Raw genomic sequence first — 18,503 nt, 5'->3', positions numbered from 1 at the left:
AAAAAAGAATAAAATATGTGATAACAATATGTATATTGCATATGCCGTCCTTGATGGGCAAACAAGAGATATAAAAACCAATACTTGTCATATACAAACATGAATTTTAATTTAAACAAATCAATAGAATTACTCGATAGAACTCCTGATGTATATTCAGCACTCTTAAATAATTTAGCTTACAATTGGGATAAGATTGACGAAGGAGCAGGAACATGGAATGGCTATAATATTATTGGACATTTAATTCATGGAGAAAAGACAGACTGGATTCCAAGAGCTGAAATAATTTTAGGGAATGCAAATGATAAAACATTCACACCTTATGATAGATTTGCTCAAGAAAAATTATATGCCACACAGACCACTCAAGAACTATTAGATGAGTTTAGAATGCTTAGAACCAAAAATATAGAAAAATTAAAATCTTGGAATTTAAGTGAGTACGATTTAGATAAAAAAGGAACACACCCTGATTTAGGAGAAGTGACTTTAAGACAGTTGATTTCTACATGGACAATTCATGATATAGCTCATCTGAATCAATTATCCCGTGTTATTGTAAAACATTATTCTGAAGATGTAGGACCTTGGAAAAAATACACCAGAATATTAAATGAATAAATTTAACTAATTTCATAAAGAGATTATCTCTAACTTAAAATTCCAAAACGAAATCACCACACTACATAAAATATCATTGGCAATTGACTTATTAATCAATTAGCTGTTGTATATTCATAAACAAAAGATTTTTGTAGAAAGAAATCTCGATGCTTCTGAAAGCAAAGTAAGTTTTTTTACCTGATACAACACATATATTAAACCTTATGCCCCATAAAAAAGAATTCTGATGTTTAAATGAAAAAAAGATTAGAGCTATTACAATCCGAACTCAACAATAGTTGTGATGAATTACATAAAATAGAAAGTTATAAAATCAATATTATACCTGATTTTGGCAACGAATCTCATATTGAATTAAAAGACAAAGAAAGAGGTTGTAGGATATATCCCTATTATTTTAGCGAAATCCCAATATATGCGTTCGAATGGGATGATTGTCCAATTTTTGAAATTTCAAGTACGGATATAAAAAAAATGGGAGAAATAATAATTAAATGGGTATTAGAAAAAATAATGCCTTCAAAAATGCAGGCTCAATTTCCCGAAATAGAACTTAGTGAACTTGCAAAGTATTATGAAAAGGGAGATGGAATCAAAGGTGAATTCATAGAAAGTTGGAATTTAACTGAAGAAACTAGTAATAACTTATTCTCTATTGACCCTGATCAATATCATTTTGAAAGAGATGCCATTAGATTAATAAAAGAAATGAAAGAGGAAGGACTTAGTGAATCATTAAGAATAGGTACTCGACTGTCTTGGTTTATTTTATCTCGTGCACGAAGGCATATTATAAATGATAATACTCCACATATAGGTGTTTATTTCCTAGGAAATAATAAAATGAAAGTATATTCCAATTTGAAGGGCACAAATCAAAGTCTAGAATGTAACGTACAATATAAAGGGGATCTTGAAATACTAGTAAAAGAATTATTAAAAGAAGAAATAAAATAGGTTAACATCATAGAATAAAGATAATTACCCCTTTGAAACAATAACGTTTGTTATATTTAACTATTAGAGCTAATAACTAAAACTCGTGCAAGATAATTTTATAATTCACCAAAAAGCCAAAACTTATCAATGGACTGGAGATTGCTTTTTGTCAATTAAATCCTTTTATGGAGGAAAAGCAGATTATCAAGTAAGACAACGTGAGTACCAAGTTGACCAAACTAATTTTCTTATTCTCAACGAGTGCACAAAATATCGTTTGACTATTGATACTCAAAAAGAAACCGAATCGTTTTGTGTGTTTTTTTCACCAGAATTTGTTTCAAAAGTAGTTTCTGATCTAAATTCTTCTGACGAACAGTTACTTGATTTTAATGTAAAACAGCATAAAGGAATTAAACTATTTGAAAGAAACTACCATCATAATGGTATTGTATCTGAATTATTAAAAACTGGAAAAGAGAAGTCAAATTTAGGAATGGATGAACTCGAAAAAGATGAATTTTATCTTCAACTATTATCTACTATACTCCATCAGAATAATGTGCTAAACAATACAAATCTTTTGAATTCAATAAAAAAGTCCACTCGTGAAGAGCTTTATCAAAGAATTCTTTACGTTAAAGATTTTATAGACTGTAATTATCATAGGAATCTGCGATTGAAAGAATTAGCGAATATTGGTCAATTATCCGAAAATCACTTATTGCGAAATTTTAATCGAATTTTTGGTTGTACACCGTTTCAATACATATCAAAGAAAAGAATTCAAGAAGGGAAACGTCAAATATTGGAAACCAACAAAACTATTCGAGAAATCGCTTTTAATATAGGTTACTCAAGCTTTGGTAATTTTAGCAATTACTTTAAAAGTATTGTTGGTCAATCTCCAAGTGATTTACGAAAAAGTGATATATAGTAACTCAATTAATATTTTGCTCTTTTATTTTGCAAAAAGACATTATTATGAAAACTCTATTTGCATTTTTATTTTTCTCACTTTTAAGTACAACCTCAGAAACAAACAATATGATTGAATTGCTCAAAACATATATAAAAAATCAAGAAACTGAAAAAATAATAACGCTTATCAAAGAAAATCCAGAGGTTCTAAATCTTAAAGATGAGAATGGAAGTTCAGGCATGATGATAATTGCTTATAGCGGTTTTGACAAAGTTTTTGAACAAGCTATTGAATTAAAGCAATCTTTTGTATTTCATGAAGCAATAGTATGTGGAAAGATTAATATCGTTAGAGATTCTTTAAATAATTCTAATTTATACTTACTAAACACCTACTCTGACGATGGTTTCCCTCCTCTATCTTTAGCTGCATTCTTCAATCAAACAGAAATAGCAAAACTTTTGATCACATTAGGAGCTAACCCAAATTTATTGGCTAAAAACCCATCTAAAGTCAATGCATTACATTCCGCAATTGCAAAAGAAAATTTTGAACTTTGCAAATTATTTATAGAAAATGGAGTGGATATAAATGCTGTCCAGATGCAAAATGTTACTGCTTTACATTCTGCCGTACATAGAGGTAATTTAGAATTAACAAAACTCCTTATTGAAAATGGAGCTTCAATAGGGTTAAAAATGGACAATGGAGATACAGCGTTGACAATTGCCAAACGAGAAGGACATAATAATATAACTCAATATCTTTTGAATAAAACCAATTAAATTGTAATGCATTATCTTTCAATTAAATCGAAAAATCATCACCAATTTCCCGTAATAGGTTTTTCGTAAACTATTGCCTACCATTTTACAGAACATTGAAAACTGAGTTAGCATATAGAAAAGCCGACCTATCTGATTTTGATAACCTAAAATCTCTTGGAAAAGAATCGTATTCTGAATTTTCCAAAGTCTTAACGAAAGAAAATTGGAGTAAAATGAACGCTGCTTTACAGAGCGATAAAGGTTTAATCCATCTGATACAGCAAAGCACTGTTTATGTTTGCGAGATGAAATCTGATCTAGTTGGAATGATTTATTTGGTTCCAAGCGGTAATCCAACCGAATTGTTTCAAGAAAACTGGAGTTATATCCGATTTTTAGGAGTACAAAAAAAATTCAGAGGAAATGGTATTGGAAAAAAATTGACAGAATTATGCATTGAGCATGCAAAGGAAAATAATGAAACCTATGTTGCTTTGCACACATCTGAATTTATGAATGCTGCAAGAGCTATATATGAAAAAAGAGGTTTTAAGAAAACTAAAGAGATTCAATATTTAGGCAAAAGATATTGGATTTATTTACTAGACCTGAATTAAAAGCATTGTGCAACATTTACTATATGCAAGCACAGTGATCAAGAGATTAATCAAATGGTTATTGTATATTTATAAGGGCACTAAACTTATCAAAAGAAATCCCGCTGCTTTCAAAGCAATTAATATTAAGATGTGTCTGTGACTAAGTAACAATTTGTTCTACTACGGTGCATATAAAAGCCATCGTACTTAATTCGTAGAAGTTTTAAAAATATGTTTTCGCATAGAAAAAAAAGAAATCTTGTAAAAATTCTACCTTTTGGTATACTACCAATGGTTTTTAGCATAACATATTCTCTATTAGAAAAAGGAATTTTAGGAAATTATGACTTTTATCCATCAACCGGTAATCCATACCTATTTAATCCCATTATTCCAGCACTAATTGCATTAGTTCTTGGAATATTCATTGGTATACTTGAAATTTTTTATTTAAGTAATTTTTTTATCAAAAAGTCATTCGCTCAAAAAATCATATTTAAAACTATTATTTATTTTGGTATTGTAATTTTATCCATTTTTATTATTTCATTATTAAGTACTGCATATGAATTTAAGGCAAATCCATTAGACCCTAAGGTTCTCGAAAGTATATCTAAATTCTTCTCTAGTTTTGCACTTTGGAGTATATTATTATATTTCACCATCGGACTATCTTTCTGTCTTTTTTATACAGAAATAAGTGACAATATAGGTCAATATGTAATCCTAAATTTTTTCACTGGTAAATATCATAAACCAGTTGAAGAAGAAAGAATTTTTATGTTTTTAGACATGAAGTCCTCTACAACAATTGCAGAAAAGTTAGGTCATATCAAATATTTTGATCTCCTAAATGATTATTATAGAGATCTTTCTGATTCAATTATAAAATATGGTGGTGAAATTTATCAATATGTTGGAGATGAAATAGTGATTACCTGGAAAGTAAACAACAGCAATTATGTTAATTGTATCGAATGTTTCTTATTCATGCAAGAGTCTCTTTTAAATAAAAAAGAAAAATATTTAAAAAAATATAGTGTTATGCCTTCCTTTAAAGCTGGAATTCATTCTGGAAAAGTAACAACAGGGGAAATAGGTAAAATTAAAAAGGAATTTCTTTTCACTGGAGATGTTTTAAATACTACTGCCAGAATTCAAGGACTTTGCAATAAATTTGAGGTAGAATTATTGATTTCTAAGACAATTTCGGATTCATTAAAACCTAAAAACATTTATAATATAGTAGAATTGGGGCAAACTGAATTAAGAGGGAAAAATGAAAAAATGACTTTATACGCTATTAAATAAACTAAGTAGAAAATAGATTTTAACGATAACTATTGTGATAAATTGAATAATAAAAATATTGAATTCATAATATAACTTTTAAAATTTATGCTAACCAATATGAATCCGAAACTACCCATTAGTGACAAAAATGTCACATGGGAATTTTACTCAAAACAATTGGGATTTAAAGAATTTAGAAATGATAGTATCGCTAGAATAGTTAGTATCAAATCAAAACCTATAGCTTACCTCCTACTCTTTGTTTCTTATTCGTAATATGATCAGTAACAAAACAAGAAGATGAAAAAATTAATACTATTTCTATTTTCAATTTTTATGATGTTAGGTTGTCATAATTCAAAACAATCTAATTCTGAAAATTCTACTATTAAAAAAGCCTCAATTGAACATGAAGAAACAAAGGATATAACTGCAAATAACAATATCATGATGAATCGATTACAATTTTCTATTGAGATCAAAGCTGACAAAGAAAATATTTGGAAAGCGATCTGGGAAGATACATATTACCGTGATTGGAGCGGAGTCTTTGATGAAGGTTCGCATTATGTTGTAGAGAATTGGAAAGTGGGTAATAAAATAATGTTTCTTGGGTCGGACAAAAGTGGAATTTATAGTATTATTGAAAAATACGTTCCAAATGAAATCATCCAGTTTAAGCATATTGGAACGGTAATAAACGGAAAGGAACAACCTATTGATGACGAGGTAAAAAAGTGGTCAGGTGCAATGGAATCGTATTCACTTATAGAAGGTTCTGGATACTTTACACTCTTAATTGAAATTGATGTTCTTGATGAACATGTAGAATTTATGTCAGCCAAACTTCCAATAGCACTTGAAAAGATTAAAAAAAATAGCAAATAATACACTTGTGTACTTTACATCACAATTAATCATTCATAAGTAAGCTAAATCATATCATAATGTCCAGTGAATTAACAAAAGTCATAGACTATAAAATAAATCAAACCTATTTATTAAATAATCCGAACATTCTAATTAAAGGAAATTGTAGAACAATTCATGGAACTAAAAGTAAACCATTTCAATCAAATGAAATAAAAATAAAGTTTCAATAACAGGAATTGGAAAAGAACATCTATAGCTCATTACAAATATCAAAATTCATAGCAATTTTATTACCTTAGTAACTCATCAGAGTGTTCATGTCGTAAGTGTAGCAGCTCGCCTACTGCTATCTCCGCGTCGTGTAACAAGATACACACAAAATCAAATCAACATATGAAAGAAACACTCATATTATTACATGGAGCACTAGGAAGTAAAAATCAATTTCATTCTTTAATAACCGGATTAGAAGAATATTTTGATGTACATTCCTTTAGTTTTGAAGGACATGGAGGTAACGAATCCGACAAGGAATTTTCAATTCAATTATTTACAGAAAACCTTATTGATTATTTACGGGCTCAAACAATTGAAAAAACCAATATTTTTGGTTATAGTATGGGTGGATATGTAGCGTTAAATGCTGCGTTAAAAACACCAGAAAAGATTAAAAAAGTGCTTACGTTAGGTACCAAATTTGAATGGAATATGGAATCAGCAGAAAAAGAAGTTAAAATGTTGAATCCCATTAAAATCGAAGAAAAAATACCTCATTATGCGGAGAAATTAAGGCAAGAACATAATCCTCAAGATTGGAAAAAAATTATGACTAAGACAGCTATCATGATGATGAATATGGCAAAAGGAGCTAAACTAATGGATAGTGATTTTAAGAAAATAAATCAGGAAGTTACCATTGGAATTGGAAGTTTAGACAATATGGTTAGCTATGAAGAATCGAAATACGTTTCGGATCTATTACCAAACTCAAAATTGGTTAAACTTGATGGAGTAAAACATCCTATCGACAAAATCGAAACAAATCAATTAATAAATTATATAAGGTTTAATTAAATAAACACAAACAAAACCCTTTGTTTATGAAACAGTAAACATCCTTTTACATACTACATTTCATATACAACATTGTGATAAGCAATTAAAACTATACGAATGAAATACTATGCAAGTTTTATAATACTACTTTTTTTAATCTCCTGTTCAAGTAATGGAACTCAAATTATCTTGAATGCTGATAATGTAGAAGGAATAACAACCGAAACAAATATAACGCTAAACGGATTCGAAATTGGTAAAATTAAAGACATGAAACTTACATTAAATGGAACTATTGATATTTGGTGCATACTTAATGCTGACACTAATATCCCAAATGATTCTGAATTTAGGATAGAAAATCTCGGTTTTCTTAGTGGGAAGGAAATTATAATTGAACCAGGAAAAAGTCAGGATCGATTAAAAAATGGAGACTTTATGAAACTGACAAAAACAAAATCTACTCCTTTAGGTGATTCATTAAGTATTAAGATTCATAATTTTATTAAGAATTTTACAAGTAGACAAAAACAAGATTCTATTTTGATTGAGTTACGTAGACTTAATGAAAATCTTGAAAAGCTGAAAAAATAAAACCGTTTATACCTCATTTTAAAAACACAACGAATTTCACTTAGAACATAGCCTATAATTCTTAGAGTTCGAAAAATAAATTTAAATTCTGTCATATTTTAAAAACTCTTGTAACTAAATAAGTAGAGAGCAATAATAAAAGACCTTAACACTGATGACAGAGACATTCGAAAAACTACTTGAGGATAATAAAGAGAAAATTTACAGGATTTGTAAAATTTATGCAGTTTCGCCTTTAGAACCTCAAGATCTTTTCCAAGAAGTAATTTTCGCCATTTGGAAATCTATTTCAAATTTCAAAGGCAATTCGAGTATTGATACATGGGTATATAGAATTACTTTAAATGTCTGTCTTCGTTCCAAACAAAAATCAGAGAAAACCTATCTAAAAACGCTTCGGTTAGAATCTATTCAATTCATTCCTTCAGAACCTCCTATTGATAATAATCAGGAAGAAAAGTACAATGAATTAATCACTTGTATCTCCAAACTAAACGAAGAGAATAAATCAATTGTCATTCTTTACTTAGAAGGATTGAAATATAAAGAAATTGCTGAAATAACTGGATTAACCGAAAATCATATTGCAGTAAAAATGAAACGAATTAAAAAAAATCTATTGAATTGTTTAACTAAAAAAATATAATAATATGTGGAATCATGAACAAAAAGATATTTGGCAAGACATTAAAGATACTTGGAATAATCAACCACAATCCAAAAAAATTAATATTCAAATATCACGGCTATTAAATGAGTTTAAAGAAAACATAAGTGAATTCGAGAAAGAATCAATTAATTCGGATATAGCTGTTTTGAAAGTAAACTGGGCAAAAACCAAAAATGATAAAATCACTCGATTTGAAAAAGAGTCCATCAAAAAGGACATCAATATCATATCAGAATTTATTAAAAAGATTCTTGATAAATTAAAAGGATAAAACAACAGATTACATGCTATATGAGCATAGCCCATTTAGTGCAAGACATCAAAGTTTTGCACTTTTTAAGTACCTTAGTTTTAACAATGAAAATCTAGCTAATCATAATACGTTACTTTTCATATACAAACCGTTATTTTGCAAATAAAAAAAATGAACCAAATAGATACTATTGATAAAAAGGAGTATGAAGAAGTTGTGAGACTTTGGGAAGCTTCCGTTAGAGCAACCCATCATTTTCTAAAAGAAGAAGATATCGAATATTTTAAACCACTAATCTTAAATACTTATCTGGATGCAGTTGAATTAAGATGTATTAGAGATAATAATAAAAAAATAGTTGGTTTTATAGGAGTTGCTGATCAAAACTTAGAAATGTTATTCATACATCCTGATTTTAGAGGAAAAAGAATAGGAAAAACATTATTAGATTATTCTATTGACAATTTAAAGGTTACAAAAGTTGACGTGAATGAACAGAATGAGCAAGCAGTAGGATTTTACAAACATTGTGGATTTGAAGTTATAGAACGTTCTGAATTGGATTCTTCTGGAAAACCTTATCCAATTCTACACATGAAATTAAATGAGAATTGAATAGAGCAATTGCTATTTAAAAGAGATTAAAGATTTTGAAAATTAAAACTATCTACGATAATTGTATATTGTAAATACTTAATTTTAAGGCATACATACTATAAAATAGACTAGCGCACATTATAAATATGAAGAGAATATATTTGCTTTCAATTATAATATTTCAGACTGTTTTTACCAATATTCACGCTCAAGAAATACGATCTAATTTACTCGGAGAAAAGCATATCTTTAATTCTGAAATTTTAAATGAGAAAAGAGAAATTTCAATTTATCTCCCAGAAAACTATCAAGATACCGAAATACATTATCCTGTTCTCTATATCATAGATGGACAAAGATATTTTTTAAACGGTATCTTATATCAAAACACTTTAAAATGGCAAGAAAAGACACCTGATTTTATCGTTGTTGGCATAAACTCAAATAATCGAAAAAGAAGAAAACTGTTTTTTGATGAGTCAACAAAGTTTATTGGGTTTTTAGAAAGCGAACTAATACCATATATAGATAAAAATTACAGAACTTCTCCAAAGCGTTATTTTTTTGGTTGGGAAATGGCAGGAGGACTGGCAGTTGAAATACTAGCCAAACCAGAAAACATATTTTCAGCTTACTTTATTTCGAGCCCTACACATATTACTGAAACTCGACTAAATGCTTTAAAAGAAAAATTAATCACCGATAGTAATCCTGCAGAATTTATATATTTTACAGTAAGCCCTTCCGAAGATTGGGCTTTTGAATCTATAGAAAAGTTCAAAAAAGTCTTAACAGAGAATCTATCCGATAAAGTTCGTTGGGAATATCAATTACTTAAAGATGAAAATCATCATTCAACCCCAACATTAACAATACATAAGGGTCTAAATACTTATTTTAATGATTATCCATATCTAAGATTCAAAACCTTAAAAGATTTTGCCGCCTATGGAGGAATTAGTAGACTAAAAGATCATTACCAAAAAAGAGGCGAGAAATACAATATATCCCAAGACATTCATAAAAGCACAAAACACTTTCTTCTATTGCAATCAATGAAAGAGGATGATTACAAATCATTTGATTTTTTCATGAAAGAGTTTGAAGGATATTATAAATCCAAAACAAGAGATTTATGGTTTAATAGATATGCCCAATTTTACCTAAAACATGAAAATCCTAATCAGGCAATAGAAATACTTAAGGTCGGTTTAGATAAATTTCAAAACTCTTCGATTATTTTAGGCAGTTTAGGTGATGCCTTTGTAAAAAAAGGTGATAAAATGAAAGCAAAAGAATATTATAAAAAAGCTCTTGAATTCGTTTCAAACAACGACCATAAAAATATGGAAGTTTATAAATCAAAATTAGAGCAAATTTAATAAGTATTCACAAGATGTATGAGTAGTTATGGTATGTTTGATAAAATGAAAGATGAGTAAATATAACTAATTATTACTAACATAGAAGTCATCATTAAAATAAAACTATAGATACCTATTTGTCAACAATGAAAAAGCTAAATCTCATTACTTTAATACTATTTATAATTATTGTTATTAGTTGTACTTCAAAAAAAGAAACTGATATCCTCTGGGTTTCTAGCAATGATAAAGCACTATGGCAAATTGACACTCTAAAATCTCTTAAGGAAAATGTAAGTACTAAATCTACCATAAAAATTTTCTCTGATAGCTTACTCCAAACTGTAGACGGATTTGGAGGATGTTTTAATGAATTAGGATGGGAAGCTCTTAACGTTCTTCCCAAAGAAGAACAACAAGTAATCCTTAACGACTTATTTAATCCAGAAAAGGGATGCAAATTTAATATATGTAGAATGCCTATTGGTGCTAATGACTATGCTGTTGATTGGTATAGTCATAATGAAACAGATGGAGATTTTGAAATGAAAAATTTCTCGATAGAAAGAGATTTACAAAGATTGATACCTTACATCAAATCCGCAAAGTCTATCAATCCCAATATAAAAATATGGGGATCGCCTTGGTGTCCTCCAACATGGATGAAATCTAATAAACATTATGCTTGTAGACCTGATAAGGTTAATGATCTATCCGAAGAAGGAAGAGGTCAAGAAATGGTTTCACAATTTATAATGGAAGATGACTACCTAAATGCCTACGCACTATACTTTTCAAAATATATCCAAGCATATAAAAAACAAGGGATTGATATTTATGCAGTTCATGTACAAAATGAGCCAAACTCATGTCAAAACTTCCCTTCTTGCGTATGGAACCCTCAAGACCTGGCAAGTTTTATTGGAAATTATCTAGGTCCTAAATTTCAAAATGATCACTTAAATACTGAGATATGGTTAGGTACTATTGAGAGGTCACAATTTGATAGAGTTGATACGATACTCCAAGATGAAAATTCTAGTAAATACATTACTGGAGTTGGATTTCAATGGGCAGGGAAAGGAGCAATTCCCGAAGTACATAGAAATTATCCAAATCTCAAATTAATGCAAACTGAAACAGAATGTGGAAACGGTTCTAATGATTGGGAAGCAGCAGAATATACATTCAATCTGATGAAACATTATTTTAAAAATGGAGCAAACTCGTATTTGTATTGGAATATGGTACTAGATGAAACAGGAAAAAGTAAGTGGGGTTGGAAACAAAATTCAATGATTAGTATTGATAGACAAACTAAAAAAGTAACCTACAATCCGGAGTTTTATCTGATGAAACATTTCAGTTCCTACATTAAAGCAGGAGCAAATAATGTTCAAACAGATAATGAAAATTGTTTAGCTTTTAAAAATCCCAAAGAATTGGTGATCATTTATTACAATTCAGAAGATGCAAAAACAGTAAAAGAATTTATAGTTAATGACATAAAATTTAAGAGTGAAATAGCACCTAAATCATTTAACACCTTTATAGTTACAATGTAACGGACTCCATGATTGTATAAAAACAACATTTCCTTTAGTTAGTACCTCAACTGAAAATAGCTTAAAATCATTTACTTGTCTTATCAACCGCAAAAGGTTAAAAATTTGTAAGTAAGATAACATTTTGGGGTTCTAAGACACTTATAGTAGCTGTTATGAGTAATTAAGTCACAACGAAAAAAAATCAAATCATATGGATATCAAAGAATTGGAGAAAGTAATTAAAGAATCTTCCTTTTCTATGCATGAAGATTATATCAAATCTTTAATAAAACCCTCCGTTGAAATAAGTAAAATAGCATCAAAAATTAAGATAGCTTCTAGTAAATTAGGAGGTATTCCTGATGTACCTATTGATTTTAAATGGCCAAAGCATGAATATGGAGATTATAGGTTTGTAGCTCAATTCAATCTTAGTGAAATTTCTAACCCCTTTCCCTATTTCCCTCAAAAAGGTCTTTTAAGTGTATTTATAGCCGATGATGAGGACGGTAATTTTTTCTGGGGAGATGATGGATACGCAAAAGTTTATTTCTTTGATGCAGAAAACGAATTAAAACCGCTCTTAAATTCAAACTTTAATAATCAACCTAGTATTCCCGTGAAATTGGAACCTTCTTTAGACATTCCATTCAGAGATGAATTGCTTGAAGATAGTCCTTTAAATGATGAACAAACGGAAGAATTGATTTATGAGGTACTAGAAAAAGTAGATAAAAAATTAAATTACCTACTTGGATATCCATTTTATTCATCCTTAGCATATGATCCCAGACCAGGCGAAAACTGGATATCTTTACTTACCCTCTCTTCGGTTGATGAACTTAACTGGTGTTGGCATGATGGAGATTTTCTAATGCTATTTATCGAAGAAGATAAACTAAAAGAAAAAGATTTCTCCCATATAAAGTCAGATGCAGGATAAATCATACCAATTTGTAACATACACTACTAACTGAAAGCAAAAGTCACATACAAGGAACATTATAAGCCATTAAGTTGAATAACAAACAGAAAATATTACTCATTCTGGATCTAGATGAAACCCTAATTCATGCTACAGAAACAAAACTAGAGATTGATCCAGATTTTAAGTATGCAGAATATTTTGTTTACAAAAGACCAAATTTAGAAGAGTTCTTGAATGAAATGACTAATCATTTTGCATTAGCAATATGGTCATCAGCTGATGATAAATATGTGAGTGAAATAGTAGATATAATTCGACCAAATGGAATAACTTTTCAGTTTATCTGGGCTAGAAGTAGATGTACATTAAGAAGAGATTATGAACTAGACAGATACGTAAGAGAAAAAAGATTAAAGAAAATCAAGAAACAAGGTTTTCCTTTGGAAAAAGCATTAATCGTAGATGATTCGCCAGAGAAAACCAGAGATAATTTTGGTAATGCCATATATGTAAATCCATTTGAAGGGAACCCAGAAGACAAAGAATTAATCATATTATCCAACTTTCTAAAATCAATTAAAAATTCTGAAAATGTTAGAACAATTGAAAAAAGAGGATGGAGAAATAAAATAGACTTATAACAATATCCATAGTATGTTATAACTAAAAACCCTTACTGAAATCCATTCCAGATTTACTCTTGGTTTCATCTACAATCTTTTAATAAATAGAGCTCTCATTAAACCATTTACAATATAAATAGTCTAATAAGGAAAATATTGAGAAATGAAGACACAACTTATACTTTTCTATTTAGTCATAATCACTTTAATATCCTGTAGTAATGATGAATCTATAACCATGGATATAGATTCTGAGGAACCAATATCTGAGGAACCACTGATTGAATTACAATTCTCCAATTCGCCAATCGATCTTCAAGGAATCAATGCATTATACGCTTCAGATATACCATATGATCAGTATGACAGCACTAAATTTGATGTTTTTTTACCCACTAGTTCTTCAGCAACAGGTATAGTTATTTTCATTCATGGAGGTGGTTTTACAGGCGGTGATAAAGCATTTATTTACACTGATAATTATACAGATACCATCATTGAGTTATTACAAAACGGTATTGCAGTAGCAACGATTAATTATAGACTCCTATTACCAGAAGACAGTGAAGGTGTACTAAAAAGCTTAAATGATTCCAAAAAAGCATTACAGTACATAAGATATATACATAAGGAATTAAATATAGAAAAAGAAAACGTTGTATTGTTTGGTACTTCTGCAGGTGCTTCTACAGCCTTGTGGTTAGCGGCTAACGATGATTTAAGAGAAATAAACAGTTTAGACTTGATAGAACAAGAAAGTACCAAAGTAAAAGGAATTGCATTAAATGCTACTCAATCGAGTTTGGATATCGAAACAAGATGGCTTGGAAATGTCTTCTCTGAGTTTGGGACTTCTCTAGAGGATATCATTCAAGAAGTTGGAGAGGAAAATTTGTACAGCTTCTATGGCGTTACTACCAAAGAAGCATACGAAACTCCCGAAATTGAGACCTATCGCGAGCAGGTTGATATGCTTTCCATGTTATCTTCAGATGACCCTGAAATTTGGGTAAAAAATACGGGTGGTCATAATAACGAACCTTTGACAACTAGTAGCTTTTATCATCACCCATTTCACGCTAGAGAGATTAAAAAGTTTGCAGATGCAGCAGGTGTCGCCAATGTAACAACATACGGAAGCCCTATTTTATTTAGCGATCCTAATAACGAAGACCTGGTTCAATTTTTAATTAGAAAAGTAAACGAGTAAAGACAATTTTGAAATTATTGAAATATTGGTAAAATCAAAAGGTAATTCTAAAACTGTTTTACATTACTTAGTTGATTTTGGGTATTCAACACCTTTTTTATCTTGATGTGATCTTTAATTTAGAAGGAAAGAATGTAACTTTGGCTGATTAAAAACCAAAGGGAAATGGCCAAAATTAATTTACTTGTGATTAGAACATCCGAACCAAAACTACTTAAATCGCAGTACGAATGTTTGGATTTCGAATTTGAATATCATCAACATGGAAATGGACCTTTTCATTATGCTTCAGAACAAAATGGATTTGTTTTTGAGATTTATCCTTTGCCTAAATCCATTGAAAAAGTAGATAATTCTTTAAGACTAGGATTTGAAATATTCAATCTAAAAAACAAGATGAATGAATTAAAGAATTCTAGTTGGAAAATACTATCCGATGTTAAAGAAACTGAATGGGGATTAACTGCCATAATTCAAGATTTAGATGGACGAAAAATTGAATTAAAAAATCAATAATTTTAAAAAACATCTTTATTGATATAAACCATTCAAATAATCTTCTTTTTCAGTCAATCGCTGATATCCTATTTCAAAAACCTTGTTGTTTTCAGATGAACCTTTTATTTGGTTCTCATTAAAATCTACGTCTATAAGTCGTTGTAACCCAAATGTAGTAGGCGTATCAAAACCTAAACTAATTTTTTCATCTTTAATCATATAAAAACCAACATACATAGTATCCTGCGCAGATAACACCAACTGGCTATTGTGTTCGAAGAATAGCATCGGTTTTTTTCCAATACTTCCTTTTCTTAAGGTTACAATAGAATCATTAACTTTTAAAGTATTCAATTCATAAGAACCAACAATTTCATGATTTACACTGTACATTGATTTCACAAAGATTGAAAACACAAAGTACCCTACTGATAGTACCACCAAAAATATATACGGAAACAATCGCAGAAATTTATGCTTTGGTTTCGAAATTACCTTATTGAACTTCCCTCCTAGTTTTATAAAGAATTGATAAATGTCTTTATAATATTCTAATAGCAATACTAAAGTTATCACTAAATCGAAAGTAATGTGGCTGATGGCGAAAAACACTTCAAACTCAATGTTTAAAACAAAAATATTGAGACATACGCCAAGAGATAATAACAATGCTATCAATCGAGTTCTCGGAAATAGTACCAATGCACCTATCAAAAATTCCGCGATACCTATAAACAAATTATAATGATAAGAACGTCCAAAAAAAGACCACATATGCTGAAACTTAGAAACTTCAGCTAAATACACAAAGGATTCCGAATGTAACTGACGAAATTGCATATGCAATAATTTGGGAATCGCAAAAGTGATCATTTTAGCAGAAAGATTGTAGATAGCAATATACTTAAGTACGTTTACGATCTTTTTAAGAATTGATTTTTGCATGTGCTGTTCTGTTTACCTCAACAACGAATCAGCGCAAAAAATGTAACAGATAAATTTGACATTTATATAGATCTGTATTAAAAAATCATCCAAAAACAGGGTAACATTCTACCTTATTATGATACATATATAAAACTTTATCAACAAGTAAATAAAAATGAATTTAGGGTATTTTGACTATACTTTTATTGTAATACTTATTATTCTGAATATAGTATTTTGGAAAAAACGTACATCCTGGAAACTTGGTTGTTTAATTGGTATCATATTTTATATACTAATCCCCTTAATTTCAATTGGAATTGAAGTTAATAGATACACTGTAGACAAGGATCTGGTTGATAATTTTGAATTACTATATACATATTTCCGATTTCCATTTTACTGGGCGATTGGACTTGTACAAGCAATTATTCTTGGAATTAAAACAAAAAAGTAAACTGATACATTACCAATGTAACAGTTTGAGATAGCAAAAGTTATTATTTTAGAAGAAAGTTCCATTTCTATATATTGTAATCTCAATTAAATGAATATAAGTTTTGATCTTGATAGCACATTAATTCCTAATGGCAAAGAATTCGAAACAGAGAAGCAAAATAGCATTGCGAAACTATTTGGAATTGAAGAAATTCGTAAAGGAGCGAGTGAATTAATTATAGATTTACAAAACGAAGGACATAAGATTCATATTTATACAACATCATTTCCAAGTAAGAGAAGAATACGAAGAACCTTAAAATATTATGGAATTAAAGTTGATCAAATTGTAAATCAAACAAAAAACCAACAAGTCTTAAAGACTTTGAACATACATGCTACGAAGTATCCTCCAGCTTTTAACTTTGATGTACATATTGATGATCTAAGAGGTGTTGGCATCGAAGCCAAACGTTTCAATTTTAACGTAATTATTATTGAACCGTCTGACAAAAACTGGGCTGAAAGAATAAAAAATGAAGTAATAAACTACGTACAACAAGATTTTTAATGTCACAGTATATTATTTCTTTTTGTAAACTCTGAAAAACATACGATTACCAACAATATGGAAAAGCTACCTAGAGGAATTACTGGATTTTGGAAAAAAGGAAAAAGAAGACCTTCGACTACTGATGAATCCCTTATAAAAAACACAGTCGAAAAAATTAAACAAAAATCTTTATTCAGAACACTTGTATTAAATGCACCTAAAGCAGATAACAACTTTTATGTTATTTCCCTCTTTTCAAGAAATGAAAAACATTTGATTGGAATCAACTCCTCATTTCCATTATACTGTGGAATAAAAAGTATGCCGGATTGGACTACAATTGAATTTTATAATTTACCTAATTCATTAACAGTAATATTAGATCTGAATTTCACAGAATTGAGAAGTGATTTTCTAAATACAAAACTGAAAGAAGTTCATCTAACTGAATTAGATCAAGTAGAACGTGAACAAATTGAATATTGGAATACAGATAAGATTGGAAATGTCATCTTTAATTCATATGATTAAATAAGAGTGATGTGGTATCCTATATCATCATCCATTTAAACAACAACATTTACTATATTTATCATTGACATTATTTATAAAATGACAGCATTTAAGGCAAATAGATATAAAACAAACAGACTAAAGTGGTTAACTTATTGTATCTTAGGAATAGCTCTCCTCATATTTATTATAAAGTATTCTGAATGGCATTTTATCTCAAAGTTTTTAATCTCAATCCCGATACTAATCAATCTATTATTTGATATAGTATACTTAAAAAAAGAAAATCAACTAGTATCAGAATTAAATTTCAGGGATAGTGCATTACACATTATAGATAAAAATAAAAGCACAAAAGCTGTGCCCTACTCCAATCTCAAATACTCTATTAGAAAAAGGAAATTTGACAAACACAAAACTGAAATAGAATTAAAAATCAAAAAAAGATTACTATTTAAAACTTATAGAAGAATTCATATTAAAAATTGGGAACAAATATTTGAAATTGAAAAGGTATTAGATGAAAAAGGAGTTTCTAGAACAGAATGGAAACCCAAAACTTTGTGGGGTAAATATTCAGGAATTTTTATTGATTTACTTTTTATTGCAACAGAAGGACAAGATATCGGAATGACCGAATATCAAGAACGATCCATAAAGGAAGTAACCCAAAACCCTATAGAAAATGAAAATAATACCTAATAAGGAATAT

Annotated in this window: 23 protein-coding genes; 22 read left to right on the top strand and 1 reads right to left on the bottom strand. The window is 29.3% G+C overall.

Annotated elements, in window-relative coordinates; all coding sequences use genetic code 11:
• The first annotated feature begins 99 nt into the window (after positions 1-99).
• The 18 genes from GBO31_RS12535 (at position 100) to GBO31_RS12450 (ending at position 15,378) form a co-directional block, all read left to right on the top strand.
• Positions 100-624, top strand: coding sequence for a DinB family protein (locus GBO31_RS12535; protein WP_219008694.1), 525 nt, complete (start codon positions 100-102; stop codon positions 622-624).
• 237 nt (positions 625-861) lie between these two features.
• The gene (locus GBO31_RS12530; protein ID WP_219008693.1) at positions 862-1,584 is read left to right on the top strand and encodes a hypothetical protein; all 723 of its coding nucleotides are present in this window, start codon (positions 862-864) and stop codon (positions 1,582-1,584) included.
• An 85-nt stretch (positions 1,585-1,669) separates the two neighbouring features.
• Complete coding sequence (locus GBO31_RS27315; RefSeq protein WP_219008692.1) at positions 1,670-2,503, top strand: helix-turn-helix domain-containing protein; 834 nt, start codon at positions 1,670-1,672, stop codon at positions 2,501-2,503.
• Positions 2,504-2,550: 47 nt separating this feature from the next.
• A complete protein-coding gene (locus GBO31_RS12520; protein ID WP_219008691.1) occupies positions 2,551-3,273 on the top strand; it encodes an ankyrin repeat domain-containing protein in 723 nt (240 codons plus the stop codon).
• A gap of 95 nt (positions 3,274-3,368) precedes the next feature.
• Positions 3,369-3,872 carry a GNAT family N-acetyltransferase gene (locus tag GBO31_RS12515; RefSeq protein ID WP_219008690.1) on the top strand — a complete coding sequence of 168 codons (504 nt, stop codon included), beginning with the start codon at positions 3,369-3,371 and terminating at the stop codon, positions 3,870-3,872.
• A gap of 213 nt (positions 3,873-4,085) precedes the next feature.
• On the top strand, positions 4,086-5,165 hold the full coding sequence (locus GBO31_RS12510; RefSeq protein WP_219008689.1) for an adenylate/guanylate cyclase domain-containing protein: 1,080 nt from the start codon (positions 4,086-4,088) through the stop codon (positions 5,163-5,165).
• A gap of 282 nt (positions 5,166-5,447) precedes the next feature.
• Positions 5,448-6,035 carry a hypothetical protein gene (locus tag GBO31_RS12505; protein ID WP_246615860.1) on the top strand — a complete coding sequence of 196 codons (588 nt, stop codon included), beginning with the start codon at positions 5,448-5,450 and terminating at the stop codon, positions 6,033-6,035.
• Positions 6,036-6,413: 378 nt separating this feature from the next.
• The gene (locus GBO31_RS12500) at positions 6,414-7,094 is read left to right on the top strand and encodes an alpha/beta fold hydrolase (RefSeq protein ID WP_219008688.1); all 681 of its coding nucleotides are present in this window, start codon (positions 6,414-6,416) and stop codon (positions 7,092-7,094) included.
• Positions 7,095-7,193: 99 nt separating this feature from the next.
• On the top strand, positions 7,194-7,670 hold the full coding sequence (locus GBO31_RS12495; RefSeq protein WP_219008687.1) for an MlaD family protein: 477 nt from the start codon (positions 7,194-7,196) through the stop codon (positions 7,668-7,670).
• Positions 7,671-7,824: 154 nt separating this feature from the next.
• Positions 7,825-8,316: an RNA polymerase sigma factor gene (locus GBO31_RS12490; RefSeq protein ID WP_219008686.1), complete on the top strand. Its 492-nt coding sequence runs from the start codon at positions 7,825-7,827 to the stop codon at positions 8,314-8,316.
• Positions 8,317-8,320: 4 nt separating this feature from the next.
• Positions 8,321-8,611 (top strand): hypothetical protein, encoded by a 291-nt coding sequence (locus tag GBO31_RS12485; protein WP_219008685.1) that lies wholly within the window; start codon positions 8,321-8,323, stop codon positions 8,609-8,611.
• A 153-nt stretch (positions 8,612-8,764) separates the two neighbouring features.
• Entirely contained in the window at positions 8,765-9,208 is a 444-nt protein-coding gene (locus GBO31_RS12480; protein WP_219008684.1) for a GNAT family N-acetyltransferase, read from the top strand.
• A 128-nt stretch (positions 9,209-9,336) separates the two neighbouring features.
• A complete protein-coding gene (locus GBO31_RS12475) occupies positions 9,337-10,572 on the top strand; it encodes an alpha/beta hydrolase-fold protein (protein ID WP_219008683.1) in 1,236 nt (411 codons plus the stop codon).
• 128 nt (positions 10,573-10,700) lie between these two features.
• Entirely contained in the window at positions 10,701-12,119 is a 1,419-nt protein-coding gene (locus GBO31_RS12470; RefSeq protein WP_219008682.1) for a glycoside hydrolase family 30 protein, read from the top strand.
• Between the two features lie 193 nt (positions 12,120-12,312).
• Positions 12,313-13,044: a YwqG family protein gene (locus GBO31_RS12465; RefSeq protein WP_219008681.1), complete on the top strand. Its 732-nt coding sequence runs from the start codon at positions 12,313-12,315 to the stop codon at positions 13,042-13,044.
• Between the two features lie 74 nt (positions 13,045-13,118).
• Positions 13,119-13,670: an NIF family HAD-type phosphatase gene (locus tag GBO31_RS12460; RefSeq protein ID WP_219008680.1), complete on the top strand. Its 552-nt coding sequence runs from the start codon at positions 13,119-13,121 to the stop codon at positions 13,668-13,670.
• 145 nt (positions 13,671-13,815) lie between these two features.
• The gene (locus GBO31_RS12455; RefSeq protein ID WP_219008679.1) at positions 13,816-14,862 is read left to right on the top strand and encodes an alpha/beta hydrolase; all 1,047 of its coding nucleotides are present in this window, start codon (positions 13,816-13,818) and stop codon (positions 14,860-14,862) included.
• A gap of 165 nt (positions 14,863-15,027) precedes the next feature.
• Complete coding sequence (locus GBO31_RS12450; protein WP_219008678.1) at positions 15,028-15,378, top strand: hypothetical protein; 351 nt, start codon at positions 15,028-15,030, stop codon at positions 15,376-15,378.
• Between the two features lie 15 nt (positions 15,379-15,393).
• Here the strand turns inward: GBO31_RS12450 and GBO31_RS12445 are convergent, their stop codons facing one another.
• Positions 15,394-16,305, bottom strand: coding sequence for a hypothetical protein (locus GBO31_RS12445; RefSeq protein WP_219008677.1), 912 nt, complete (start codon positions 16,303-16,305; stop codon positions 15,394-15,396).
• A 157-nt stretch (positions 16,306-16,462) separates the two neighbouring features.
• Here GBO31_RS12445 and GBO31_RS12440 point away from each other — a divergent pair, with 157 nt between their 5' ends.
• The 4 genes from GBO31_RS12440 to GBO31_RS12425 all read left to right on the top strand — a co-directional run bounded on the left by GBO31_RS12440 (position 16,463) and on the right by GBO31_RS12425 (position 18,493).
• Positions 16,463-16,744 carry a hypothetical protein gene (locus GBO31_RS12440; RefSeq protein ID WP_219008676.1) on the top strand — a complete coding sequence of 94 codons (282 nt, stop codon included), beginning with the start codon at positions 16,463-16,465 and terminating at the stop codon, positions 16,742-16,744.
• 90 nt (positions 16,745-16,834) lie between these two features.
• Positions 16,835-17,296: an HAD family hydrolase gene (locus tag GBO31_RS12435; RefSeq protein ID WP_219008675.1), complete on the top strand. Its 462-nt coding sequence runs from the start codon at positions 16,835-16,837 to the stop codon at positions 17,294-17,296.
• 57 nt (positions 17,297-17,353) lie between these two features.
• Complete coding sequence (locus tag GBO31_RS12430; RefSeq protein WP_219008674.1) at positions 17,354-17,809, top strand: hypothetical protein; 456 nt, start codon at positions 17,354-17,356, stop codon at positions 17,807-17,809.
• Positions 17,810-17,890: 81 nt separating this feature from the next.
• Positions 17,891-18,493 carry a hypothetical protein gene (locus GBO31_RS12425; protein WP_219008673.1) on the top strand — a complete coding sequence of 201 codons (603 nt, stop codon included), beginning with the start codon at positions 17,891-17,893 and terminating at the stop codon, positions 18,491-18,493.
• Positions 18,494-18,503 lie beyond the last annotated feature (10 nt).

Origin of the sequence: Aquimarina litoralis, from assembly GCF_019295435.1 — a bacterium.
Classification (GTDB): domain Bacteria; phylum Bacteroidota; class Bacteroidia; order Flavobacteriales; family Flavobacteriaceae; genus Aquimarina; species Aquimarina litoralis_A.
The sequence above is the reverse complement of the archived record's forward strand: the minus strand, read 5'-3'. Positions and strand labels throughout refer to the sequence as shown.

What these genes read in the sequence shown, in the direction of transcription:
- GBO31_RS12485 (WP_219008685.1), top strand. Translation starts at nt 8,321, where the DNA reads ATGTGGAATCATGAACAAAAAGATATTTGGCAAGACATTAAAGATACT.
- GBO31_RS12430 (WP_219008674.1), top strand. Translation starts at nt 17,354, where the DNA reads ATGGAAAAGCTACCTAGAGGAATTACTGGATTTTGGAAAAAAGGAAAA.
- GBO31_RS12510 (WP_219008689.1), top strand. Translation starts at nt 4,086, where the DNA reads ATGTTTTCGCATAGAAAAAAAAGAAATCTTGTAAAAATTCTACCTTTT.
- GBO31_RS12480 (WP_219008684.1), top strand. Translation starts at nt 8,765, where the DNA reads ATGAACCAAATAGATACTATTGATAAAAAGGAGTATGAAGAAGTTGTG.
- GBO31_RS12495 (WP_219008687.1), top strand. Translation starts at nt 7,194, where the DNA reads ATGAAATACTATGCAAGTTTTATAATACTACTTTTTTTAATCTCCTGT.
- GBO31_RS12500 (WP_219008688.1), top strand. Translation starts at nt 6,414, where the DNA reads ATGAAAGAAACACTCATATTATTACATGGAGCACTAGGAAGTAAAAAT.
- GBO31_RS12455 (WP_219008679.1), top strand. Translation starts at nt 13,816, where the DNA reads ATGAAGACACAACTTATACTTTTCTATTTAGTCATAATCACTTTAATA.
- GBO31_RS12520 (WP_219008691.1), top strand. Translation starts at nt 2,551, where the DNA reads ATGAAAACTCTATTTGCATTTTTATTTTTCTCACTTTTAAGTACAACC.
- GBO31_RS12465 (WP_219008681.1), top strand. Translation starts at nt 12,313, where the DNA reads ATGGATATCAAAGAATTGGAGAAAGTAATTAAAGAATCTTCCTTTTCT.
- GBO31_RS12535 (WP_219008694.1), top strand. Translation starts at nt 100, where the DNA reads ATGAATTTTAATTTAAACAAATCAATAGAATTACTCGATAGAACTCCT.
- GBO31_RS12445 (WP_219008677.1), bottom strand. Translation starts at nt 16,305, where the DNA reads ATGCAAAAATCAATTCTTAAAAAGATCGTAAACGTACTTAAGTATATT.
- GBO31_RS12475 (WP_219008683.1), top strand. Translation starts at nt 9,337, where the DNA reads ATGAAGAGAATATATTTGCTTTCAATTATAATATTTCAGACTGTTTTT.
- GBO31_RS12530 (WP_219008693.1), top strand. Translation starts at nt 862, where the DNA reads ATGAAAAAAAGATTAGAGCTATTACAATCCGAACTCAACAATAGTTGT.
- GBO31_RS12470 (WP_219008682.1), top strand. Translation starts at nt 10,701, where the DNA reads ATGAAAAAGCTAAATCTCATTACTTTAATACTATTTATAATTATTGTT.
- GBO31_RS12440 (WP_219008676.1), top strand. Translation starts at nt 16,463, where the DNA reads ATGAATTTAGGGTATTTTGACTATACTTTTATTGTAATACTTATTATT.
- GBO31_RS12450 (WP_219008678.1), top strand. Translation starts at nt 15,028, where the DNA reads ATGGCCAAAATTAATTTACTTGTGATTAGAACATCCGAACCAAAACTA.
- GBO31_RS12505 (WP_246615860.1), top strand. Translation starts at nt 5,448, where the DNA reads ATGAAAAAATTAATACTATTTCTATTTTCAATTTTTATGATGTTAGGT.
- GBO31_RS12490 (WP_219008686.1), top strand. Translation starts at nt 7,825, where the DNA reads ATGACAGAGACATTCGAAAAACTACTTGAGGATAATAAAGAGAAAATT.
- GBO31_RS12435 (WP_219008675.1), top strand. Translation starts at nt 16,835, where the DNA reads ATGAATATAAGTTTTGATCTTGATAGCACATTAATTCCTAATGGCAAA.
- GBO31_RS12425 (WP_219008673.1), top strand. Translation starts at nt 17,891, where the DNA reads ATGACAGCATTTAAGGCAAATAGATATAAAACAAACAGACTAAAGTGG.